Source organism: Pantoea vagans (assembly GCF_004792415.1).
GTDB classification, from domain to species: Bacteria; Pseudomonadota; Gammaproteobacteria; order Enterobacterales; family Enterobacteriaceae; genus Pantoea; species Pantoea vagans.
Genome location: NZ_CP038853.1, coordinates 1,048,361 through 1,071,078 on the forward strand (window position 1 = coordinate 1,048,361; position 22,718 = coordinate 1,071,078).

General features: G+C 55.8%; 21 protein-coding genes. 16 read left to right on the forward strand and 5 right to left on the reverse strand.

Annotated elements, in window-relative coordinates; all coding sequences use genetic code 11:
• Positions 1-42 precede the first annotated feature (42 nt).
• The 11 genes from ndk to EGO56_RS05090 all read left to right on the forward strand — a co-directional run bounded on the left by ndk (position 43) and on the right by EGO56_RS05090 (position 12,742).
• Positions 43-474, forward strand: a complete 432-nt coding sequence (ndk, locus tag EGO56_RS05040; protein ID WP_003848684.1) for a nucleoside-diphosphate kinase — start codon at positions 43-45, stop codon at positions 472-474.
• A gap of 186 nt (positions 475-660) precedes the next feature.
• Positions 661-1,830: a dual-specificity RNA methyltransferase RlmN gene (gene rlmN, locus EGO56_RS05045; protein ID WP_013358729.1), complete on the forward strand. Its 1,170-nt coding sequence runs from the start codon at positions 661-663 to the stop codon at positions 1,828-1,830.
• Between the two features lie 80 nt (positions 1,831-1,910).
• Positions 1,911-2,645: a type IV pilus biogenesis/stability protein PilW gene (pilW, locus tag EGO56_RS05050; RefSeq protein ID WP_135907857.1), complete on the forward strand. Its 735-nt coding sequence runs from the start codon at positions 1,911-1,913 to the stop codon at positions 2,643-2,645.
• Positions 2,635-3,648 (forward strand): cytoskeleton protein RodZ, encoded by a 1,014-nt coding sequence (rodZ, locus tag EGO56_RS05055; protein ID WP_135907858.1) that lies wholly within the window; start codon positions 2,635-2,637, stop codon positions 3,646-3,648. The genes pilW and rodZ overlap by 11 nt, the downstream gene beginning before the upstream one ends.
• 37 nt (positions 3,649-3,685) lie before the next feature.
• On the forward strand, positions 3,686-4,807 hold the full coding sequence (gene ispG, locus EGO56_RS05060) for a flavodoxin-dependent (E)-4-hydroxy-3-methylbut-2-enyl-diphosphate synthase (protein WP_003848692.1): 1,122 nt from the start codon (positions 3,686-3,688) through the stop codon (positions 4,805-4,807).
• A gap of 105 nt (positions 4,808-4,912) precedes the next feature.
• Positions 4,913-6,187 carry a histidine--tRNA ligase gene (hisS, locus tag EGO56_RS05065; RefSeq protein ID WP_135907859.1) on the forward strand — a complete coding sequence of 425 codons (1,275 nt, stop codon included), beginning with the start codon at positions 4,913-4,915 and terminating at the stop codon, positions 6,185-6,187.
• A gap of 39 nt (positions 6,188-6,226) precedes the next feature.
• Positions 6,227-6,850 (forward strand): YfgM family protein, encoded by a 624-nt coding sequence (locus EGO56_RS05070; protein WP_135907860.1) that lies wholly within the window; start codon positions 6,227-6,229, stop codon positions 6,848-6,850.
• Between the two features lie 19 nt (positions 6,851-6,869).
• Complete coding sequence (gene bamB / locus EGO56_RS05075; RefSeq protein WP_135907861.1) at positions 6,870-8,051, forward strand: outer membrane protein assembly factor BamB; 1,182 nt, start codon at positions 6,870-6,872, stop codon at positions 8,049-8,051.
• A gap of 174 nt (positions 8,052-8,225) precedes the next feature.
• Complete coding sequence (gene der / locus EGO56_RS05080) at positions 8,226-9,716, forward strand: ribosome biogenesis GTPase Der (protein WP_135907862.1); 1,491 nt, start codon at positions 8,226-8,228, stop codon at positions 9,714-9,716.
• A gap of 60 nt (positions 9,717-9,776) precedes the next feature.
• Positions 9,777-9,986, forward strand: coding sequence for a zinc ribbon domain-containing protein (locus EGO56_RS05085; RefSeq protein WP_135907863.1), 210 nt, complete (start codon positions 9,777-9,779; stop codon positions 9,984-9,986).
• Positions 9,987-10,300: 314 nt separating this feature from the next.
• A complete protein-coding gene (locus EGO56_RS05090) occupies positions 10,301-12,742 on the forward strand; it encodes a glucose/quinate/shikimate family membrane-bound PQQ-dependent dehydrogenase (protein ID WP_135907864.1) in 2,442 nt (813 codons plus the stop codon).
• A 46-nt stretch (positions 12,743-12,788) separates the two neighbouring features.
• Here the strand turns inward: EGO56_RS05090 and EGO56_RS05095 are convergent, their stop codons facing one another.
• The 3 genes from EGO56_RS05095 to xseA all read right to left on the reverse strand — a co-directional run bounded on the left by EGO56_RS05095 (position 12,789) and on the right by xseA (position 15,787).
• On the reverse strand, positions 12,789-13,121 hold the full coding sequence (locus EGO56_RS05095) for a protealysin inhibitor emfourin (protein WP_033733520.1): 333 nt from the start codon (positions 13,119-13,121) through the stop codon (positions 12,789-12,791).
• A complete protein-coding gene (locus tag EGO56_RS05100) occupies positions 13,118-14,131 on the reverse strand; it encodes a M4 family metallopeptidase (protein ID WP_135907865.1) in 1,014 nt (337 codons plus the stop codon). Before EGO56_RS05100 ends, EGO56_RS05095 begins: the two co-directional genes overlap by 4 nt.
• A 282-nt stretch (positions 14,132-14,413) precedes the next feature.
• The gene (gene xseA / locus EGO56_RS05105; protein WP_135910527.1) at positions 14,414-15,787 is read right to left on the reverse strand and encodes an exodeoxyribonuclease VII large subunit; all 1,374 of its coding nucleotides are present in this window, start codon (positions 15,785-15,787) and stop codon (positions 14,414-14,416) included.
• A 168-nt stretch (positions 15,788-15,955) separates the two neighbouring features.
• Between xseA and guaB the strand changes: the two genes are divergently transcribed.
• The 3 genes from guaB (at position 15,956) to EGO56_RS05120 (ending at position 20,132) form a co-directional block, all read left to right on the forward strand.
• Complete coding sequence (gene guaB, locus EGO56_RS05110) at positions 15,956-17,422, forward strand: IMP dehydrogenase (RefSeq protein WP_135907866.1); 1,467 nt, start codon at positions 15,956-15,958, stop codon at positions 17,420-17,422.
• A gap of 67 nt (positions 17,423-17,489) precedes the next feature.
• Entirely contained in the window at positions 17,490-19,070 is a 1,581-nt protein-coding gene (gene guaA, locus EGO56_RS05115) for a glutamine-hydrolyzing GMP synthase (protein ID WP_135907867.1), read from the forward strand.
• Between the two features lie 288 nt (positions 19,071-19,358).
• Positions 19,359-20,132, forward strand: coding sequence for a DUF3750 domain-containing protein (locus EGO56_RS05120; protein ID WP_135907868.1), 774 nt, complete (start codon positions 19,359-19,361; stop codon positions 20,130-20,132).
• A gap of 30 nt (positions 20,133-20,162) precedes the next feature.
• Here EGO56_RS05120 and EGO56_RS05125 read toward each other — a convergent pair whose 3' ends face one another.
• Complete coding sequence (locus EGO56_RS05125; protein ID WP_022624131.1) at positions 20,163-20,342, reverse strand: hypothetical protein; 180 nt, start codon at positions 20,340-20,342, stop codon at positions 20,163-20,165.
• 176 nt (positions 20,343-20,518) lie between these two features.
• Here EGO56_RS05125 and EGO56_RS05130 point away from each other — a divergent pair, with 176 nt between their 5' ends.
• Entirely contained in the window at positions 20,519-20,764 is a 246-nt protein-coding gene (locus EGO56_RS05130) for a hypothetical protein (protein ID WP_135907869.1), read from the forward strand.
• 20 nt (positions 20,765-20,784) lie between these two features.
• Positions 20,785-21,282 carry a helix-turn-helix transcriptional regulator gene (locus EGO56_RS05135; protein WP_135907870.1) on the forward strand — a complete coding sequence of 166 codons (498 nt, stop codon included), beginning with the start codon at positions 20,785-20,787 and terminating at the stop codon, positions 21,280-21,282.
• On the opposite strand, the gene mgtE is transcribed toward EGO56_RS05135, so the two are convergent.
• Complete coding sequence (gene mgtE / locus EGO56_RS05140; protein ID WP_135907871.1) at positions 21,283-22,716, reverse strand: magnesium transporter; 1,434 nt, start codon at positions 22,714-22,716, stop codon at positions 21,283-21,285.
• Positions 22,717-22,718 lie beyond the last annotated feature (2 nt).

Sequence of the window (22,718 nt, forward strand, 5' to 3'; positions counted from 1 at the left end):
GAACGCCACCGGTTTCTTCAGAACGTCAAGACAGAGGTCATCATGGCAATCGAACGTACTTTTTCTATCATCAAGCCAAACGCCGTCGCTAAAAATGTGATTGGTGCTATCTACAACCGTTTTGAAAGCGCAGGCTTCAAAATCGTTGGCGCAAAAATGCTGCAGCTGAGCAAAGAGCAGGCTGAAGGCTTTTACGCTGAGCACCAGGGCAAGCCATTCTTCGATGGTCTGGTTGAATTCATGACCTCTGGCCCGGTTGTTGTTTCCGTGCTGGAAGGTGAAAATGCCGTTCAGCGTCACCGTGACCTGATGGGTGCCACTAACCCGGCAAACGCACTGGCTGGCACACTGCGTGCTGACTACGCTGACAGCTTCACCGAAAACGCGACCCACGGTTCAGATTCTGCGGAATCTGCTGCCCGCGAAATCGCTTATTTCTTCGGCGAAAACGAAATCTGCCCACGTACTCGTTAATCGCCTGGCGATAAACGTTACAGCGGCTTTACAAAAATCTGCGTAGGGGAGGTCACTCTCGCCTGTTATCAGGCCGCAGATGTTGTACAATATTGCGCCTTCATTGACATCGCTTAATGAAGGCGCAATTTTTTCACCTATCCCTGAACAGCGCCATAACGTGTAACAACGAGGCCAGAGAATATTATGTCCGAACAGATTGTGACGTCCGCGTCCGCATCCCCTATTGTCGTCTCCCCCAAAAGCCAGAAAATCAACCTGCTGGATCTCAACCGTCAGCAGATGCGCGAATTCTTCCTGTCGCTGGGTGAAAAGCCGTTCCGTGCCGATCAGGTCATGAAGTGGATTTATCACTACTGCTGCGATGACTTCGAGCAGATGACCGACATCAACAAAAAGCTGCGTAACCGGCTGATGGAGCTGACGGAGATCCGCGCGCCAGAAGTGGCGGAAGAGATGCGCTCTACCGACGGCACCATCAAATGGGCCATTCGTGTCGGTGACCAACTGGTGGAAACGGTCTATATCCCGGAAGGCGACCGCGCTACGCTCTGTGTTTCGTCACAGGTGGGGTGTGCGCTGGAGTGTAAATTCTGTTCGACCGCACAGCAGGGCTTTAACCGTAACCTGCGGGTGTCAGAAATTATTGGTCAGGTGTGGCGTGCGGCGAAAATTGTCGGCGCAGCGAAAATCACCGGCCAGCGTCCTATCACCAACGTGGTGATGATGGGCATGGGCGAGCCGCTGCTCAACCTCAATAACGTGGTCCCGGCGATGGAAATCATGCTGGATGACTTCGGCTTTGGTCTGTCGAAGCGTCGCGTGACCCTCTCTACTTCGGGTGTCGTTCCTGCGCTGGATAAACTGGGCGATATGATTGACGTCGCGCTGGCCATTTCCCTGCATGCGCCGAACGATAAGCTGCGCGATGACATCGTGCCGATCAACAAAAAGTACAATATCGAAACCTTCCTGGCGGCGGTGAAACGCTACATTGGTAAATCCAACGCCAATCAGGGACGTGTGACCATTGAGTACGTGTTGCTGGATCACGTCAACGACAGCACCGACGATGCGCATGAACTTGCCGCATTACTGAAAGAAACACCGTGTAAAATCAACCTGATTCCGTGGAACCCCTTCCCGGGCGCGCCGTATGGCCGTAGCTCAAACAGCCGCATCGATCGTTTCTCCAAGGTACTGATGGACTATGGTTTTACCACCATCGTGCGTAAAACCCGTGGCGACGATATTGATGCCGCCTGTGGTCAGTTAGCCGGAGAAGTGATCGACCGTACCAAGCGAACGCTGCGTAAAAAAATGGCGGGTGAAGCCATATCTGTGAAGGCTCTCTAGAAGAGTGACAGAGTGCGTTTCCTGAAGTGATGACGCGTGGCAGGCTGCAGCCTTTCAACGTCAACCGGATGGAAACGATTATGCATAACGGATTACCTGCAGTTTTACTGGCGCTGTTTGTTGTAAGCGGGTGTGTCAGCCAGCCGTATGAACCCGGCGCTGAAGAGGTGCGTCTGCAGTTAGGGATGCACTATCTGGCCGGTGGAGACTATGCCGCAGCTGAGCGAAACTTTCTGCGTGCACAGGCCGCCGCGCCCGAAGACTACCGGGTCTCGCTTGCACTGGCACGGCTGGCACAGCAGCAGGGTAATCAGACAGCGGCGCAGGCACGGTTTATACTGGCACAGCAGCAGGCCCCGGATAATGGTTTTGTTGCTAACAATTACGGTGCGTTTCTCTGCGCTTTAAGGCAGTATGACGAAGCGCATCAACAGTTTAGTCGGGCTGGCGCTGCACCTCAGTTTGATGCACGCAATGACGCGCGTGAACTGGCAGGGTTTTGTTATCTGCAGGCGGGCGATGTTGCCGCTGCCCGCAGGACGTTACGCCAGGCCCTTGAGGCCGACAGACGCAAAGCGGATTCGCTGCTGTCGGAAGCTGAAAAGCTGATGGCAGATAACCAGCTGGCAAAGGTGCAGGTTTTGCTCGACGTTTACCAGCAACAGTTGCCCGAAACGGCACGAAGTCTGGCGTTACACTTACGTTTCGCCGCGCTACAGGGAAATGCCGCTGACGTTTCACGTTATGGCGACCAGTTAGCGCGACGTTTTCCGCAATCGATACAGTACCAGCGTTATTTAGCTAATGAATACTGAAGCCACTCAAGAAAACTCTGCATTACATTCAACAGGTGAACGCCTGCGTCTGGCCCGTGAGCAGATGGGGCTGACGCAGCAGAACGTCGCTGAGCGCCTGTGCCTGAAACTCTCTACCGTGCGTGACATTGAGGAGGACAAATCGCCTGCCGATTTAGCCTCTACGTTCCTGCGCGGCTATATTCGCTCTTACGCGCGTCTGGTGCACATTCCTGAAGAGGAACTGCTGCCAATGATGGCGAAACAGACACCGGTTCGGGCTGCAAAAATCGAACCGATGCAAAGTTTCTCACTGGGTAAGCGCCGCAAAAAACGCGACGGCTGGCTGATGATTTTCACCTGGCTGGTGGTGTTTGTGGTGGTGGGGCTGACCGGCGCCTGGTGGTGGCAGAATCATAAGGCGTCGCAGGATGATCTGGTGCCGATGACCGATCAGAACAGCAGTAGCAGCGACAATGGCCAGTCGATTCCGCTGGGTGAATCCAGCGGTGACAGCGCGGCACCCGCCGCGCCGGACGAAAGTAATACCACTACCAGTAACAGCGCGGCCAGCACGCCAGCGAGTGCGGCTCCGGCCGCCAGCGCCAGCAATAGCGCGACTGCCGCACAGCAGGACACCAGCAGCAATGCGGTGGTGTCACCGAGTCAGGCACCTGTGGAAAACACGGCGGCTGCCCCTGCAGCCACCCAGTCCGTTACCAGCACAGCACCTCAGATGCCAGTAGGCGCAGCCGCAGTCAGTGAGCCGGCTGCTGATCCTAACGCAGTGGTCATGACCTTTAACGCCGACTGTTGGCTGGAAGTGAGTGATGCGACCGGTAAAAAACTGTTCAGCGGTATTCAGCGCAGTGGTGGTAAACTCAGCCTCGCAGGAACGCCTCCGTATCGTCTGAAAATTGGCGCGCCGTCCGCGGTTCAGGTGCAATATCAGAATCAGCCCGTTGATTTAAGCCGTTTTATCCGTAATAACCAGGTTGCTCGCCTGACGTTGGGTGCGCAATAACAGCGTATCGCGTACCGGGCAATTGTGGAGAAGAAATATGCATAACGAAGCACCCATTATCCGCCGTAAATCCAAACGCATTTACGTCGGCAAGGTGCCGGTCGGTGACGGCGCGCCAATCGCCGTTCAGTCGATGACCAACACCCGCACCACTGACGTGGAAGCGACGGTAAATCAGATCAAAGCCCTTGAGCGCGTCGGTGTCGACATCGTGCGTATCTCGGTGCCTACCATGGATGCCGCAGAAGCATTCAGACTGATCAAACAGCAGGTAAACGTGCCGCTGGTTGCAGATATTCATTTTGACTACCGCATCGCCCTGAAAGTCGCCGAATATGGCGTCGACTGCCTGCGCATCAATCCTGGTAATATCGGGAACAATGAGCGCATCCGTATGGTGGTCGACTGCGCACGCGACAACAATATTCCGATTCGAATTGGCGTGAACGCCGGTTCGCTGGAAAAAGATCTGCAGGAAAAGTATGGCGAGCCGACGCCACAGGCGTTGCTGGAATCCGCTATGCGCCATGTCGATCATCTCGACCGCCTTAATTTCGATCAATTCAAAGTCAGCGTTAAAGCGTCTGACGTCTTCCTCGCGGTTGAATCTTATCGCCTGCTGGCGAAACAGATCGAACAGCCTCTGCATCTCGGCATCACCGAAGCGGGTGGCGCACGTGCGGGCGCGGTGAAATCGGCGATTGGCCTGGGTCTGCTGCTGTCAGAAGGGATCGGCGATACGCTGCGCATCTCGCTGGCGGCCGATCCGGTTGAAGAAGTGAAAGTCGGTTTCGATATCCTGAAATCACTGCGCATTCGCTCTCGTGGCATTAACTTTATCGCCTGTCCGACCTGTTCACGTCAGGAATTTGACGTTATCGGTACGGTCAACGCGCTGGAGCAGCGTCTGGAAGACCTGATCACCCCAATGGATGTCTCCATTATCGGCTGTGTAGTCAACGGACCCGGCGAAGCGACCCTCTCTACGCTGGGCGTTACCGGCGGCAGCAAGAAGAGTGGTTTCTACGAAGATGGTGTGCGTCAGCGCGATCGTCTCGACAACAATGACATGATCGATCAGCTGGAAGCGCGCATTCGTGCTAAAGCGTCGATGCTGGATGCCAGCCGCCGTATTGATGTGCAGCATCTGGAAAAATAATGGCGTGCGCGGCCTGCGTACGTGACTTTTTTGACTGAACCTGTGCGGTTTCATCCTCATAAGGTATGATGCCGGACAGGTTTTTTTGCATTAAGAGATTTTAACGTGGCGAAGAATATTCAGGCAATTCGCGGGATGAACGACTACCTGCCTGCGGATACTGCCCTCTGGCAACGGATTGAAGGCGTTCTCAAGCAGACGCTGGCGAGCTACGGTTACAGCGAAATTCGCTTACCGCTGGTAGAGCAAACCCCACTGTTTAAACGCGCTATCGGTGAAGTCACCGATGTGGTTGAAAAAGAGATGTATACCTTCGATGACCGCAACGGTGAAAGCCTGACGCTGCGTCCGGAAGGCACGGCTGGCTGCGTACGCGCCGGTATCGAACACGGTTTACTCTACAACCAGGAACAGCGCCTGTGGTACATGGGACCGATGTTCCGCTACGAACGTCCGCAGAAAGGTCGCTATCGTCAGTTCTATCAGATCGGTGTGGAAGTGTTTGGTCTGCAGGGACCGGACATCGATGCTGAACTGATCATGCTGAATGCCCGCTGGTGGAAAGCCCTGGGTATCTCTGAGCACGTTCGTCTGGAACTCAACTCTATCGGTTCGCTGGAAGCCCGTGCTCACTATCGTGACGCGCTGGTCGCCTTTCTTGAACAGCACAAAGACGTGCTGGACGAGGATTGCAAACGCCGCATGTACAGTAACCCGATGCGCGTTCTCGACAGCAAAAATCCCGATGTTCAGCAGCTGCTGAATGATGCGCCACAGCTTGGCGACTATCTGGATGACGACTCCCGCGAGCATTTCAGCGGCCTGTGTGCCCTGCTGGATGACGCAGGTATCAGCTACACCGTCAATCAGCGTCTGGTACGCGGCCTGGATTACTACAACCGCACCGTGATTGAGTGGGTTACCGATAGCCTGGGTTCACAGGGCACGGTGTGTGGCGGCGGTCGCTACGATGGCCTGGTTGAGCAGCTCGGTGGTCGTGCAACGCCTGCCGTAGGTTTCGCCATGGGCATGGAGCGTCTGGTGCTGCTGGTTCAGGCGGTTAATCCTGAATTTGAACCGACGAGCAATGTGGATGTCTATGTTATCGCTTCAGGTCAGGGCGTGCAGTCTGCTGCGATGCAGCTGGCTGAGAAATTGCGTGATGAGGCGCCGGAACTGAGGCTGATGACTAACTTTGGCGGCGGCAACTTCAAGAAGCAATTTGCCCGTGCTGACAAGTGGGGCGCACGCGTTGCCCTGGTGTTAGGCGAAGACGAAGTCAAAGCCGGTCAGGTCGTGATTAAAGATCTGCGCCGTGGCGAGCAGCAAACGCTGGATCAGGCAGAGGCTGCTGCTGTATTGCGCACGCTGTTACAGTAAGCGTGACACAGCACCAACCATTGAAAGGAGAGGGATTGCGTGGAAGTGTATAGCAATGAGAACGAGCAGACCGACGCGCTGCGCAACTTTTTTGCCAGTAATGGCAAAGCGTTAGCCATTGGCGTAGTCATCGGCATTGCTGCGCTGGGTGGCTGGCGTTACTGGAGCAGTCATCAGGATGATACGGCGAAATCCGTGTCCGCGCAGTATCAGCAGCTCACCAGCGCCATGCAGGCGGGTAAACCGGAAACGCTGGAAGCGGTCAGCCGTTTTGCCAGTGAAAACAGCAATACCTACGGTGCGCTGGCTGCGATGGATCTGGCGAAACAGTATGTTGACGCCGGTCAGCTTGATAAGGCCGCGACGCTGCTGCAAAACGGACTGAAAGACACCAAAGATGCCAATCTGCAGGCGGTGATTAACCTGCGCCTGGCACGCATTCAACTGCAACAGAATCAAGCGGATGCGGCGCTTAAAACCCTTGACGGTGTGAAGGGTGATGGCTGGACAGCCATTGTGGCCGATATTCGTGGCGAAGCGCTGCTGACCAAAGGTGACAAGCAGGGCGCGCGCGATGCCTGGAGTAAAGGAGTCGAATCTGACGCCTCTCCGGCATTGAAGCAAATGATGCAGATGAAGATGAAGATGAATAACTTAAGCTAAGCCAGTCAAGAGAGCGCACATGGAATTACGTAAATACCTGCTGCCAGGACTGATTTCAGTCACTTTGCTCAGCGGTTGTTCGCTGTTTAGCGGCGAAGAAGATGTAGTAAAAATGGCCCCGTTGCCGAAGGTAGAAAACCAGTTCACGCCACAGAAAGTGTGGAACACCTCGGTAGGCGATGGCGTTGGTGATTTCTACTCAAATCTGCATCCTGCCTGGCAGGACAACACCGTTTTTGCAGCCGATCGTTTTGGTATTGTCAAAGCGCTGGATGCTGCAGACGGTAAAGAAAAATGGAAAGTCGATCTCTCTGAGAAAACCGGCTTCTTCTCTAAAAACCGCTCAGCGCTGTTATCAGGCGGCCTGACCGCTGATGGCGATCGGGTTTATGTCGGTAGCGAGCGCGGCAAAGTTTATGCCCTGAACAGCAGTGATGGCAGCCTGGCCTGGCAGACCAGCGTCGCAGGTGAAGCGCTGTCTCGTCCTGTCGTCAGCGATGGCCTGGTACTGGTGCATACCAGCAACGGCATGCTGCAGGGACTGGATCAGAGCAGCGGTGCGGTGAAGTGGAGCGTCAACCTGGATATGCCAGCGTTGTCTCTGCGCGGTGAATCTGCACCTGCTGTCGCCTTTGGCGGCGCGATTGTCGGTGGCGATAATGGTCGTGTCAGCGCCGTTGTGCTGAACCAGGGACAGCTGATCTGGCAGCAGCGTATTTCTCAGGTCAGCGGTGCTACTGAGATCGACCGTCTCAATGACGTCGATACCACGCCGGTTATCGTTAATGGCGTAGTGTATGCACTCGCTTACAACGGTAACCTGTCGGCGCTGGATCTGCGCTCCGGCCAGATTTTGTGGAAACGCGAAATTGGCGGTGTGAAAGATCTGATTGTCGATGCCGGTCGCATCTATCTGGTCGACCAGGATGACCGTGTGATTGCGCTGAACGCTGACGGCGGTGTTGCCATCTGGCGTCAGAGCGATCTGCTGCATCGCAACCTGACGTCACCGGTGCTCTACAACGGCTACCTGGTGGTCGGCGACAGCGAAGGTTATCTGCACTGGCTGAACACCACTGATGGTCGTTTTGTCGCACAGCAGAAACTGGATAGCTCAGGCTTCCAGACTGAGCCGGTGGTCGCCAGCGATAAGCTGCTGATCCAGTCGAAAGACGGCGAGGTGTATGCGATTACCCGTTAACGGGTAAACGTCTGGCAGGTGAAATCCTCCGTTCCGACGGCTCCTGATTTAATCAGGGGCCGTTTCGTTTTTAGTCAGGCATGGTATTCTTTGCGCCTTAAGCCTGAACTTAGCGGCCAGAGCCGTTATAATCACGCCATTCGGGCGATTCATTATTTATTGAGGCATTTTGTTATGGTACCTGTGGTCGCGCTGGTTGGGCGTCCCAATGTGGGAAAATCTACGCTATTTAACCGCTTAACCCGCACACGTGATGCGCTGGTAGCGGATTTTCCTGGACTGACTCGCGATCGCAAATATGGTCGCGCCGAAGTGGAAGGGCGCGAATTTATTGTTATTGATACCGGTGGTATCGACGGCACCGAAGAAGGTGTTGAAACGCGGATGGCTGAGCAGTCACTGCTGGCGATTGAAGAAGCCGATGTTGTGCTGTTTATGGTCGATGCACGTGCGGGCATGATGGCCGCCGATCAGCAGATCGCTAAACATCTCCGTTCCCGTCAGAAAGCGACTTTCCTGGTGGCGAACAAAACTGACGGTCTCGATCCGGATCAGGCGATTGTCGACTTCTATTCACTGGGCCTGGGCGAGATTCATGCTATTGCAGCCTCGCATGGTCGTGGTGTGAGCAGCCTGATAGAAGAGGCACTGCTGCCGTGGATGGAAAAAGTCGAGACGGTCGAGCTCACTGAAGAAGAAGAGAACCAGGCTTACTGGGCTGCGCTTGAAGCTGACGAAATTGCTGAGCAGGAAGCCGCAGAGGAAGAGGAAAACTTCGACCCGACTGGCTTGCCAATCAAACTGGCGATCGTTGGCCGTCCTAACGTAGGTAAGTCAACGCTTACTAACCGCATCCTCGGTGAAGACCGCGTGGTGGTCTACGATATGCCGGGCACCACCCGCGACAGTATCTATATTCCGATGGAGCGTGATGGACGTGAATACGTTCTGATCGACACCGCAGGCGTGCGTAAGCGTGCCAAAATCTCTGACACCGTTGAGAAATTCTCGGTAATCAAGACGCTGCAGGCAATTGAAGATGCCAACGTCGTGATGCTGGTGATTGATGCCCATGCCGGTATTTCCGATCAGGATCTCTCGCTGCTGGGCTTCATTCTTAACAGTGGTCGCTCGCTGGTGATTGTGGTCAACAAATGGGATGGCCTGTCGCAGGAAGTGCGTGATGAAGTGAAAGAGACGCTGGATTTCCGTCTGGGCTTTATCGATTTCGCCCGCATCCACTTTATCTCTGCGCTGCACGGCAGCGGCGTAGGTAATCTGTTTGAGTCGATCACGGAAGCCTATGATTGTTCGACCCGACGCGTTAACACCTCGCTGCTGACCCGCATCATGAACATGGCGGCAGACGATCACCAGCCGCCGCTGGTACGCGGTCGTCGCGTTAAGCTTAAATATGCGCATGCTGGTGGCTATAACCCGCCTATCGTGGTGATCCATGGTAACCAGGTTAAGGATCTGCCTGATTCTTATAAACGCTACCTGATGAACTATTTCCGTAAATCACTTAATGTGATGGGAACGCCAATTCGCATTCAGTTCAAAGAGGGTGATAACCCTTATGAAGGCAAACGTAACCTGCTGACGCCAACGCAGCAGCGTAAACGTAAGCGTCTGATGGCGCATATGAAAAAGAATAAGCGTTAATAGAATGAGGGCCATCTGGCCCTCTTTTTTTGCGCTGAATAACGCAGGAGGGTGAACACAATGCGTGTGCTTTGTGAAAAATGTCAGCAACCGCTGTCGCTGAGCGACGGTGAATTTATCTGCACAGCCTGTGGAGCGCATCCCTGCTGTCCTGAGTGTCATCAGCCACTTGAGGTGCTGAAAGCCTGCGGCGCAGTGGACTATTTTTGCCGCAACGGACATGGTCTGATCTCCCGCAAGCGCGTACTTTTCCAGCTACCCGGTCACTGACCTCGCTTTCAGCTACGCTTAAAATGTCAGATAACGCAGAGTGACCCTTGGCCCTTTTTTGTAGCAAAAATGCTATTACGCCGTAACAAACGCGTTGTATATGTTCACTCTGTAATGTACCAGGTGGTACAATCCTGCCGCGTCGTGGGAGGGGTCAGCCACATCCGTGCTCTTCCGGCCCACAGATTCTCACGGACGCGGGTCTGTTTATATTCGATTTGAAACAGAGCAATGCTCTGCGCGGACGTGCATAACGCGCCAGAGTCCGGACGGCATCTGTCCGGATGCTCTGTTTATTCAGGAGAGTAAGTGTTATGGCTGAAACATCCTCCCGCTCCGGAAAGGGGCTGGGAATCGCATCCGTGCTGCTCGGACTGGTGCTGCTTGCCACCGGTCTGTTCTTTGCCATTGGCGGCGGTAAACTGGTAGCCCTTGGCGGCAGCTGGTACTTTTTAATTGCGGGTATCGTCACTGTACTCTCCGCAATTCAATTCTTCCGTCGCAAATCATCGGCAGTGGTTCTGTTCCTGCTGGTCTTTGTCGGCACCCTGATCTGGTCACTGTTCGATGCGGGTCTGGAGTTCTGGCCACTGGTTTCGCGCCTGATGGTGCCAGCCGGACTGATGCTGCTGGCCTTCCTGATCTGGCCTTCACTTCGTAAGCACGAAGGTAAGCACTCACTGGCAAAACCTTCATACGCCTTCTCTGCGCTGCTGGCGGCAGGCATGGTGGTGACGCTGGTGCAGATGTTCCAGCCACATCCTACCGTTGCAGCGACCGGCGAAGAGCTGCCACTGATCCCGGTTGATAAAGCGAAACAGCAGAAAGACTGGGATAACTACGGTAATACCCCGCAGGGCAGCCGCTTTGTGGCGCTGGACCAAATCACCCGCGACAACGTGAAAGATCTGCAGGTCGCCTGGACCTTCCATACCGGTGATACGCCTGTCAGCCCGACCGGTAACGGTGCCGAAGATCAGCAGACACCGTTGCAGATTGGCAACACCCTTTACCTCTGTACGCCGCACAACAACGTCATCGCGGTTGAAGCCAACAGCGGTAAGCAGATCTGGAAACGTGAAATCAATGCCAAAGCAGAAGTCTGGCCACGCTGCCGTGGTCTGGCTTACTTTGACGCAACTAAACCGCTGCAACAGCCGGATAAGCCGGGCTCTTCACCTGTACCTGCCGCTGTGCTGCCAGCCGGTGACAGCTGCCAGCGTCGCATTCTGATGAACACCATCGACGCGCGTCTGATTGCGATTAACGCCGACAACGGTGAATTCTGTGAAAACTTCGGCGAGCACGGCATCGTTGATCTTAAAGCGGGACTGGGCCAGGCACCGGATCCACAGTATCAGCTGACCTCTGCGCCAACGCTGGCGGGCACCACCGTCGTGGTGGGTGGTCGTGTCGCAGATAACGTACAGACCGATATGCCAGGCGGTGTGCTGCGTGGCTTTGACGTTATCACCGGTAAAATGCGCTGGGCGTTTGACCCAGGCAACGTTGACCCGAATGCGATTCTGATGCCGGGTAAAGATTACACCCGCAGTACGCCGAACTCCTGGGCGCCGATGTCGTACGACCCGGCAATGAACACGGTGTTCATCCCGATGGGCAGTTCGTCGGTTGACCTCTGGGGTGCGAACCGTACCGAACTGGATCACAAATATGGTGCTTCAGTGCTGGCGCTGGATGCGACTACCGGTAAAGAGAAGTGGGTTTATCAGACCGTACATAACGATCTGTGGGACTTCGACCTGCCAATGCAGCCAAGCCTGATCGACTTCCCGCAGAAAGATGGCAGCACCACGCCAGCGGTGGTGATTGGTGGTAAAACCGGCATGATCTTCGTGCTTGACCGTATGACCGGCAAGCCGCTGACCAAAGTCGAAGAACTGCCGATGCCGCAGGGCCATATCCCGAACGAGCAGTACACGAAAACACAGCCACACTCGACCGGTATGCCGCAGATTGGCAACCAGACGCTGAAAGAGTCTGACATGTGGGGTGCAACGCCGTTCGATCAGCTGGCCTGCCGCATTGGCTTTAAATCAATGCGCTATGACGGCCTGTTCACCGTGCCGGACACCGACAAGTCGCTGAGCTTCCCGGGTTCGCTGGGTGGTATGAACTGGGGCAGCATGTCGATCGATCCGAACAACCATCTGCTGTTCGTCAATGACATGCGTCTGGGCCTGTGGGTTCAGATGATCCCGGCGGATACCAGTAACATTGCCCGTGGCAGCAACGGCGGCGAAGCAATCAACACCGGTATGGGTGCCGTTCCGCTGAAAGGCACGCCATATGCTGTGAATAAAAACCGCTTTATGTCGCCTCTGGGCATTCCTTGTCAGAAGCCACCATTTGGTACGCTGTCGGCGATTGACCTGAAAACCCAGAAAATCGTCTGGCAGGTGCCGGTCGGCACCGTGCAGGATACCGGTCCGTTTGGCATCAAAATGCGTGTGAAAATGCCGGTTGGCATGCCAACGCTGGGCGGTACGCTGGCAACACAGGGTGGCCTGGTGTTCATCGCCGGTACGCAGGATTACTATCTGCGCGCCTTTGACTCTTCAACCGGTAAAGAGGTATGGAAAGCACGCCTGCCGGTCGGCAGTCAGGGTGGCCCGATGAGCTACGTTTCACCGAAAGATGGTAAGCAGTACATCCTGATCTCGGCAGGTGGCGCACGTCAGTCACCGGACCGCGGTGATTACGTGATTGCTTACGCGCTGCCAGACAGCAAGTAACAACGCATAAGGAAAAGGGCCGACATTGTCGGCCCTTTTTATTTGCTTATTTTCCGTCGTGCCACAGCGCCTTTAGCTCAGGCGGGGCTATCTGTTCCGGGATCAGCAGCACAATGGTGCCCGCCTCACGGCGGGTGGCATACTGAATCTGGATGCGAAAATAACGCTGGTCGCCACTGCCCACCTGTGCGGCTTTCTCCTCGGGTTCGCCCAGCGGCATAGCCTGCTCAAGCGCGTGGCAGACGCGCTGTTTTTCAGGGGGTGGCAGCTCGCCCAGCATAAAACGACGTTCGGCGCGCAGCCCCGGAATAAAGGCCATGCCGCCTTCACGCGCGACGACGATGGTCGCATCATCGGTGAGTTCGGGCAGGTCACTCATAGCACGCCAACCTCCTTCCACGCCTGTTCAATGGCACTGCTGACTGACGGGTTAAACCGCTTTTCACCATGCTTAATGGTGAAGCGGGCAAAGGTTTTAAAATCTGCATCCTGTGGCAGTTCGTCGTCACACACCGTGTCATACCAGGCATATCCCGCCTGTTCCCACGCATGACCACCCAGCGCTTTGGCCGCCAGATAAAAAGCCCGGTTAGGAATGCCGGAGTTGATATGCACGCCGCCATTGTCTTCGCGGGTTTTCACATAGTGATCCATGTGGGCCGGTTGCGGGTCTTTGCCCAACAGCGGGTCATCGTAGGCGGTACCGGGTTCGGACATCGACCGCAGACCACGCCCGTTAATCCCCTTCGCCAGCAGCCCTTCACCAATAATCCAGTCTGCTTCATCCGCACGCTGCTTTTTGCTGAACTGTTTTACCAGCGAGCCAAAGACATCCGACAGCGATTCATTCAGTGCGCCAGCCTGCTCAAAATAGATCAACCCGGCTTCGTTTTCCGTGACGCCATGTGCCAGTTCGTGGGCCACAACGTCAATCGCAATGGTGAAGCGATTAAAGATTTCGCCGTCACCATCGCCAAATACCATCTGCTGACCGTTCCAGAAGGCGTTCTGGTATTTCTCACCGTAATGCACGGTACCCAGCAACTTCAGGCCCTGACCATCCAGCGAGTTACGCTGATACGCCTGCCAGAAGAAGTCATAGGTGACGCCAAGGTAGTCCCAGGCTTCTTCAGTCGCGACATCATCATTACCCGGCTGGCCCTCCTGACGAATCAGCTTACCCGGCAGCGTCTCCTGGCTCTGGGCATCATAAATTTCACGATCAACGTGACCGCCCGCCGCCGTTTTCACGCCGGTCGGTTTTTGCCAGTGTTCCGCCATCAGGTGCTGAACGTGCGTCAGAGTGCGGCGCGCCTGCTCCTGCTGGTGGCCGGAACTGTGAGCGATGATCTTGCGAAGGATATAGGGAGGAATAACGCAGTAAGCCATGTGAGACTCCTTGGCAAAAAGGAATGAGTCAAAAGTATAGACCCGTCTGGCTGGTTAGACCTCATTAGCGAGGCCAGCGGTAAATGGAAAAATGTGAGGTGGCGCGCAAAGTCAGTGTCAGGGGCGGATTGGAGATGGCGCTTATTTTTCAGACAACCATTCTGACGGGTTCTATGAGAATTTATGGCAGCAAAAATCAGTCATAAACACAATCGGTCAGGCTGGATAGACCTCATGAATGAGGCCAGCGTTAAGTGGATAAGTGTTAGCTGGCGGAGAGCGTCAGGAAGCGGTTTTACGGCGCCGCTTCTTTTCAGGCAACAGCTGTGTCACCTGGCTTTCAACCCAGCCATCATCCAGACGGGTGCGCAGCAGGTCGCCGCTCTGTAGCTGTGCGGTTTTCTTCACCACCTGACCGGCGGTGTCGGTAGTCACGCTAAAACCACGTGCCAGCGTCGCCAGCGGGCTGACACCTTCGAGCTGTGCGACCAGCTGACCAAACTGCTGTTTATTACTGCTCAGCTGCGTTGACATGCTCTGCTGCAGGCGATAGTGCCAGCTTTGCAGCTGTTTTTGCGCCTGGAACAGACGCTGCTGCGGCTGTTGAGCGTTGAGCCGATGTGCCAGGCGATCCTGCTGACGTGTGGCCTGACGCAGGCGGGTTTCCATCGCTTCCCCCAGACGCTGCTGCAGGCGGAACAGAGCAGTCTGCTGACGGGCCAGACGCAGCTGTGGATGCTGCTGCTGCAGTCGATGCTCAAGACGCGTGTAAAGCCGCTGCTGGCGCGCCAGATAGTAATCCATCGCCATCTCCAGCCGCTGCTGCTGCGACTGCAACTGGCGCAGCAGTTCCAGCTGGTTCCGGCTGACGATTTCTGCGGCTGCTGAAGGGGTAGGGGCGCGTAAATCGGCGACGAAGTCCGCGATGGTGACATCCGTTTCATGACCGACGGCGCTGACGATAGGAATGCGGCTGGCAAAAATGGCGCGCGCCACGCGTTCGTCGTTAAAGCTCCATAAATCTTCCAGCGAACCGCCGCCGCGCCCGACAATTAACACATCGCATTCGTTACGCAGGTTGGCAATTTCAATCGCCCGGACGATAGCCGCTGGCGCATCGACACCCTGAACCACGGTCGGGTAGATGACCACAGGCAGGGAGGGGTCACGGCGATGCAGCACACGTAACACATCATGCAGCGCCGCGCCGGTGGAGGAGGTAATAACCCCAACCTGACGCGCCGGTTCCGGCAGCGGTTGCTTATGCTGCGGCTCAAATAAGCCTTCGCTCGCCAGCTTTGCTTTCAGCAGTTCAAACTGCTGTTGCAGCAAACCTTCACCCGCCGGATGCATGCTTTCAGCAATCAGCTGATAGTCACCGCGAGGTTCATAGAGCGTGATGTTGGCGCGAACCAGCACCTGCTGACCATGCTGCGGCCGAAAGGTGACGCGACGGTTGCTGTTGCGGAACATGGCACAGCGAACCTGAGCGCCATCATCTTTCAGCGTGAAGTACCAGTGACCGGAGGCCGGTTGCGTGAAGTTGGAGATCTCGGCGCTGATCCAGACCAGGCCCATCTCTTTCTCCAGCAGCTGACGCACTGTCGTATTGAGACGGCTGACGGTAAAAATATTGGCGGTAGATGGCAGCGACATGTGACGAAGATCAAATTCCAAATCAGCAGGTTAATTCATCGATACTACAGGGCTGTCAGTGCGGATCAAGAGTTTTTCGTAAATAATGCTGGAGGCAATCGATTACGGCCTGTATAATGCCGCGGCAATATTTTATCTAATCTCAATCACCCGAGGTGGAGTATTGCCATGTTAAGAATCGCTAAAGAAGCACTCACTTTTGACGACGTTCTGCTCGTTCCTGCTCACTCCACCGTCCTGCCCAATACGGCCGATCTCAGCACTCAGCTGACCAAAAATATCCGTTTAAACATTCCTATGCTCTCAGCTGCCATGGATACCGTGACCGAAGCGGGTCTGGCGATTGCGCTGGCACAGGAAGGCGGCCTTGGCTTCATCCATAAAAACATGTCGATTGAGCGCCAGGCAGACGAAGTACGCAAGGTGAAGAAACATGAGAGCGGCGTGGTTACCGATCCCCAGACCGTGCTGCCAACCACGCCACTGGCTGACGTTAAAGCCCTGACCGAGCGCAACGGCTTTGCGGGCTACCCGGTTGTTAACCTCGACAACGAACTGGTCGGTATCATCACCGGTCGTGACGTACGCTTTGTCACCGACCTTTCTCAGCCGGTCTCTGCGGTTATGACCCCGAAAGATCGTCTGGTGACGGTGAAAGAGGGCGAAGCGCGCGACGTCGTGCTGCACAAAATGCATGAGAAGCGCGTTGAGAAAGCGCTGGTGGTGGATGACAGCTTCCATCTGCTGGGCATGATCACCGTTAAAGACTTCCAGAAAGCCGAACGTAAACCTAACGCCTGTAAAGATGCGCAGGGTCGTCTGCGTGTCGGTGCGGCAGTAGGCGCGGGCGCCGGTAACGAAGAGCGTATCGATGCGCTGGTCGCTGCGGGCGTTGACGTGCTGCTGATCGACTCTTCACACGGCCACTCTGAAGGTGTCCTGTCACGTATCCGTGAAACCCGTGCTAAATATCCTGACCTTGAAATCGTTGGCGGCAACGTTGCTACCGGCGCAGGCGCACTGGCGCTGGTCGCGGCAGGCGTCAGCGCTGTTAAAGTCGGCATCGGTCCAGGCTCTATCTGTACGACCCGTATCGTGACCGGCGTGGGCGTTCCGCAGATTACTGCCGTTTCTGACGCCGTGACCGCGCTGGAAGGGACCGGTATTCCGGTTATCGCCGATGGCGGTATTCGTTTCTCCGGCGACATCGCCAAAGCGATCGCCGCAGGTGCCTCCTGTGTGATGGTCGGTTCGATGCTGGCGGGGACCGAAGAGTCACCGGGCGAAATCGAGCTCTATCAGGGCCGTTCATTCAAATCCTATCGCGGTATGGGTTCACTGGGCGCGATGTCTAAAGGCTCTTCTGACCGTTACTTCCAGACTGATAACGCCGCAGACAAACTGGTGCCGGAAGGCATCGAAGGCCGCGTTGCCTATAAAGGCCGTCTGAAAGAGATCGTACATCAGCAGATGGGCGGCCTGCGTTCGTGCATGGGCCTGACCGGTTGCCCGACCATTGACGACCTGCGCACCAAAGCGGAATTTGTCCGCATCAGCGGCGCGGGCATCAATGAGAGCCACGTGCATGACGTGACCATCACCAAAGAGTCACCGAACTACCGCATGGGTTCATAATCCCGATTTCCCGCCCGGCTTCAGCCGGGCGCTTTATTGATCAAGTCACCGTTCTGGAAACCCCTCAATGACGACGGAAAATATCCATAAGCACCGCATTCTGATTCTCGATTTCGGCTCACAATATACTCAGCTGGTTGCCCGCCGCGTGCGCGAACTCGGCGTTTATTGTGAACTCTGGGCATGGGATGTCACCGAAGAGCAGATCCGCCAGTTCAACCCAAGCGGCATCATCCTTTCCGGCGGCCCGGAAAGCACCACCGAGCTGAACAGCCCGCGTGCACCTGACTATGTCTTCAACGCTGGCGTGCCGGTGCTGGGCGTCTGCTACGGTATGCAGACCATGGCGATGCAGCTGGGCGGCACCGTTTCAGGATCAAATGAGCGCGAATTTGGTTATGCGCAGGTCGAAGTCACCACGCCAAGCGCGCTGGTTCGCGACATCGAAGATGCGATCAGCGCCGCCGGTAAACCACTGCTGGATGTCTGGATGAGCCACGGCGACAAAGTCACGGCGATCCCGGCTGACTTCGTGACCGTTGCCAGCACAGAAAGCTGTCCGTTCGCCATCATGGCCAACGAAGAGAAGCGTTTCTACGGTGTGCAGTTCCACCCGGAAGTGACCCATACCCGCCAGGGTCTGCGGATGCTCGAGCGCTTCATCATCGACATCTGTGAATGTGAAGCCCTGTGGACCCCTGCCAAAATCATTGAAGATGCCGTTGAGCGCCTGCGTGAGCAGGTGGGTAACGACAAAGTGATCCTCGGTCTGTCAGGTGGCGTGGACTCCTCTGTGACCGCAATGCTGCTGCATCGCGCTATTGGTGACCGTCTGACCTGCGTGTTCGTGGATAACGGCCTGCTGCGTCTGAACGAAGCACAGCAGGTGATGGATATGTTTGGCGACCACTTTGGTCTGAACATCATCCATGTACCGGCTGAAATGCGCTTCCTGGATGCGCTGGCGGGTATTGATGAACCTGAAGCCAAGCGTAAAACCATTGGTCGCGTCTTTGTGGAAGTGTTCGACGAAGAAGCGCTGAAGCTGCAGGACGTGAAGTGGCTGGCGCAGGGCACCATCTATCCGGACGTGATTGAATCGGCGGCGTCTGCCACCGGTAAAGCGCACGTGATCAAATCGCACCACAACGTCGGTGGCCTGCCGAAAGAGATGAAGATGGGCCTGGTTGAGCCGCTGAAAGAGCTGTTCAAAGACGAAGTACGTAAGATTGGTCTGGAGCTGGGCCTGCCGTACGATATGCTGTTCCGCCATCCATTCCCGGGTCCGGGTCTGGGCGTGCGCGTGCTGGGCGAAGTGAAGAAAGAGTATTGCGACCTGCTGCGTCGTGCTGATGCCATCTTCATCGAAGAGCTGCACAAAGCGGATCTCTACAACAAAGTCAGCCAGGCGTTCACCGTCTTCCTGCCGGTTCGTTCCGTCGGCGTGATGGGTGATGGCCGCAAATATGACTGGGTTGTCTCGCTGCGTGCGGTGGAAACCATCGACTTTATGACCGCACACTGGGCGCACCTGCCGTATGATTTCCTGGGCCGCGTCTCTAACCGCATCATCAATGAAGTCGACGGTATTTCCCGCGTGGTGTACGACATCAGCGGTAAGCCACCGGCGACGATTGAGTGGGAATAAACCGATTCGCGCCGATTAAACCCTGATGCCTAAAAAGCCCGCTTCCAGCGGGTTTTTTATTGCCTGAACCACACGCAGATGTGCCGTTTTAACCTTTCGGCACATCCGGGTTGCGATCTGGCGGTTTTCTGTTCACTTTGCCGGGAATTACGCTATCCTCCATGCAGTAAAAGCTGCACTTCACTTCAGCTGTGTCCCGCTTTCACCGATCTATCCCAACGCCACCGCTTACTGAAACCGCCTGCTGATCGGGCGTTTCGTGATTCTTACGTCATCAGGAATGTTGTCATGCTCTCACTGAAAGTGTTCAGCCTGTTTTTTGTTGCCGTACTGCTGTTATCGCTCGGAGCCAGCATTGCGCAGGCAACGCGTCACGGCGAAAGTTCAGAGTCAGGTGGCTGGGCGACTGCCCGGCGTGATTCGGCTGGCATAGCGCCCGATCCGCGCGCTTTATATAGCCTGGCTATCATCCAGGTCTATGCCGCGCCAACCTATGGCTGGAAAGGGCGGGTGGCGGTGCATCCCTGGATCATCTTCAAGCGTGCGGGTGAAACGCGCTACACGCGCTATGAAGTGATTAGCTGGGGCAGTGGCGACAAGGTCCGCCGCAACACCAACCTGCCGGATGGCTACTGGTATGGCGCAAAACCGCGGCTGCTGGTGGAACATCGCGGACCGGAAGCTGAAGCGATGATTCCGCAGATAGAAGCCGCCATTAAATCGTATCCGTGGCCGACAACCTATCGTGCGTGGCCTGGACCGAACAGCAACACCTTCCTGGCACACATTGGCCGCGAAGTGCCCGCCCTGAGGCTGGATCTCCCCGCCAATGCGCTGGGCAAAGATTACCGGCCACTGTGGCGTCCTGTCGGACTGCCGCCATCCGGGCGCGGTGTGCAGGTGTCGATTCTGGGCGTGGCGGGCGTGACACTGGGTGCAGAAGAGGGATTTGAAATGAACCTGCTGGGTCTGAACATGGGACTCGATTTTTCGCCGTTCCGGCTGCGGCTGCCATTTATTGGCGGTCTGGGCAACGACAATCTTCAGCAGGACAAGCCCTGACAATATGGCCCCGTCAGGGGCCGTTTTGCCTCAGCACACGCCAAAGTCACCTTCTTCGTGATAGAGGTTGACGCTCTCTGCCTTCACTTCGATCTCTTTCTTAGCCGCATCATCAACGCGCGCGCACCACAGGGTGTCGCCTTCCACGCGCAAAACCTGCATTTTAGGGCCGCCGGTTTTCGACTGAACAAAATCCTCTGCTTTAAACATATTGCCTCCATTAATTATCGTTACTGCTGCCGATCGTTTTTTGCGTGACGTTTTCCAGTTTATACCCTGACTGTTTTACTGCGAGAAAAAGTCTCCGCATGCTGAGCCATATTAAGAAATATTCATTGAGTTGTCAGTTGACAACTGATTCATTCGGCGTCAGCATAGGGGCACATATGGCAAGGAAGCGGCATCCCAGTAAAGAGATAGAGATGGCGTTACGTTACGCCGAATCCCACGGCTGGCTGGTGGTTACCGGAGGCCATCATGCCTGGGGCAAAATGTACTGCCCGAAAAATCTGTTGATGTGCCGATGCGGGGAGTTCTGTCTGACCTGTATCTGGAGCACACCGAAAAATGTACATCAACATGCCCGTGCGCTGCGGCGCGTGGTCGATAACTGTCACTATCTGAAGTCCTGACACAGCACAAGGAGAGGCATATGGAATATTGTTTTACGCTGCGGTTCAGCCTGCCGGACGGGCATGCGCCGGTGGATGAGATGCTGGAAACGCTGGCAGCAGCAGGCTGTGATGATGCGCTGATCGGTCTGGGGATGCCGGGACGAATTGCACTGGAGTTCACCCGGGAGTCTGACTCTGCAACGGACGTATTAAAGCAGGCGGAAGAGGATGTACTGCGCGCGATACCGGGTGCCACACTGGTGGAAGCAGCTCCCGATTTTGTGGGCCTGACAGATGTGGCGGAGATCATCGGCATGACGCGACAGAATATGCGCAAGCTGATGCTCAGCCACCGCCCGCCGTTTCCGCTGCCGGTGCATGACGGTAAAACCGCCATCTGGCACTTAGCGGATGTACTGGAGTGGCTGAGCCAGCGCGGTAATTATACGCTACCAACGGCGACCCGTGAGCTGGCACAGGTGACGCGACAGCGCAATCTTAACGGGTCGCTGCAACGTTACGGCCTTCGCGGCTAATCAGTGCGGCAGCAGGAAGATTGTCGCCAGCCCCAGGAAGATAAAGAAGCCACCGGTATCGGTCAGCGCGGTGATCAACACGCTGGAACCCACGGCCGGATCGCGCTTCATTTTGGTCATCACCAGCGGCACCAGCACGCCCATCAGCGCGGCCAGCAGCAGGTTCAGCGCCATGGCCAGCATCATGACGCCGCCCAGTGCCATATTGTCATACATGAGCCAGGTAATGCCGCCCATGATGCCGCCCCAGAACAGGCCGTTGATCAGTGCCACGCCAAGCTCACGGACGATCAGGAAAGAGAAATTTCCCGGTTCAACCTGATGTAAGGCCAGCGCCCGCACAATCATGGTGATGGTCTGGTTACCGGTGTTGCCGCCGATACCCGCGACAATCGGCATCAGAGTAGCGAGGGCAACAATTTGCGAAATCGTCCCCTCAAACAGCCCGATAACGCGCGAGGCGACAAAGGCGGTACAGAGATTAATCGCCAGCCAGGCCCAGCGTTTACGCACCGATTTACGCACCGGCGCGAAAACATCTTCTTCCTGACTGATACCGCCCATTTTACGGATGTTGCTTTCGTTTTCGGCATTCACCAGATCGATGATGTCTTCAATGGTGACACGGCCAATCAGTTTGCCTTTTGCGTCAGTGACGGCGGCAGAGATCAGGTTATAACGCTCAAAGGCACTGGCGGCGTCTTCGGCCTTATCGTTGAGCTGGAAGGTGGTCGGGCGCGCATTCATGACGTCGCTCACCAGGGTTTTAGGTTTGTTAAGCAGGATATCTGTCAGCATCAGCTCGCCCAGCAGCTGATTATCTTTATTGGTGATAAACAGCTTATCCGTGCCGCCTGGCATGTCTTTACGCTTACGCAGAAAACGCTGCACCGTTGCCAGCGTGACATCGTCGCGCACCGTCAGGATATTGAAATCCATCACCCGGCCTACGCGATCGCGGTCGAGCTGCACCATATCAAGCATGCGGGCGCGCAGGGCTGGCTCTACGGTCGCCAGCAGGCGTCCGGTCAGGTCACGTGGCAGATAACGCGCCAGCCAGACCTGGTCGTCGATATCCAGCGGCTGAATAGCACGCAGAATATCGCGATCGCTCATCTCCTCGGTGAGGCTGGCCCAGACCGTTTCAGATGCTTCAACCAGTATATGGCCGCGCCGCTCATTTGGCACCAGCCGCCACAGCGCCTGACGCTCCTCTTCGGGCAGGGCTTCGAGAATATCCGCGAGGTCAGCGGCATGCAGTTGCAGAATGTCCTGTTCCAGCGCATCACGCTGGGCCGCATTTTCACGTTGCTGCTCAGGATTGAGATCGCCGGATTTCTCCAGCAGAGCATCAACCAGATCGTGCTCGTTGAGCAGCAGCGTCAGAATGCGATGACGTATTTCACTTAAACGTTGAGAGTGAGAGGCAGACACAA

Coding starts and splice junctions, on each gene's coding strand:
- ndk (WP_003848684.1), top strand. CDS start 43: ATGGCAATCGAACGTACTTTTTCTATCATCAAGCCAAACGCCGTCGCT.
- rlmN (WP_013358729.1), top strand. CDS start 661: ATGTCCGAACAGATTGTGACGTCCGCGTCCGCATCCCCTATTGTCGTC.
- pilW (WP_135907857.1), top strand. CDS start 1,911: ATGCATAACGGATTACCTGCAGTTTTACTGGCGCTGTTTGTTGTAAGC.
- rodZ (WP_135907858.1), top strand. CDS start 2,635: ATGAATACTGAAGCCACTCAAGAAAACTCTGCATTACATTCAACAGGT.
- ispG (WP_003848692.1), top strand. CDS start 3,686: ATGCATAACGAAGCACCCATTATCCGCCGTAAATCCAAACGCATTTAC.
- bamB (WP_135907861.1), top strand. CDS start 6,870: ATGGAATTACGTAAATACCTGCTGCCAGGACTGATTTCAGTCACTTTG.
- der (WP_135907862.1), top strand. CDS start 8,226: ATGGTACCTGTGGTCGCGCTGGTTGGGCGTCCCAATGTGGGAAAATCT.
- EGO56_RS05085 (WP_135907863.1), top strand. CDS start 9,777: ATGCGTGTGCTTTGTGAAAAATGTCAGCAACCGCTGTCGCTGAGCGAC.
- EGO56_RS05090 (WP_135907864.1), top strand. CDS start 10,301: ATGGCTGAAACATCCTCCCGCTCCGGAAAGGGGCTGGGAATCGCATCC.
- EGO56_RS05095 (WP_033733520.1), bottom strand. CDS start 13,121: ATGAGTGACCTGCCCGAACTCACCGATGATGCGACCATCGTCGTCGCG.
- EGO56_RS05100 (WP_135907865.1), bottom strand. CDS start 14,131: ATGGCTTACTGCGTTATTCCTCCCTATATCCTTCGCAAGATCATCGCT.
- xseA (WP_135910527.1), bottom strand. CDS start 15,787: ATGTCGCTGCCATCTACCGCCAATATTTTTACCGTCAGCCGTCTCAAT.
- guaB (WP_135907866.1), top strand. CDS start 15,956: ATGTTAAGAATCGCTAAAGAAGCACTCACTTTTGACGACGTTCTGCTC.
- guaA (WP_135907867.1), top strand. CDS start 17,490: ATGACGACGGAAAATATCCATAAGCACCGCATTCTGATTCTCGATTTC.
- EGO56_RS05120 (WP_135907868.1), top strand. CDS start 19,359: ATGCTCTCACTGAAAGTGTTCAGCCTGTTTTTTGTTGCCGTACTGCTG.
- EGO56_RS05125 (WP_022624131.1), bottom strand. CDS start 20,342: ATGTTTAAAGCAGAGGATTTTGTTCAGTCGAAAACCGGCGGCCCTAAA.
- EGO56_RS05130 (WP_135907869.1), top strand. CDS start 20,519: ATGGCAAGGAAGCGGCATCCCAGTAAAGAGATAGAGATGGCGTTACGT.
- EGO56_RS05135 (WP_135907870.1), top strand. CDS start 20,785: ATGGAATATTGTTTTACGCTGCGGTTCAGCCTGCCGGACGGGCATGCG.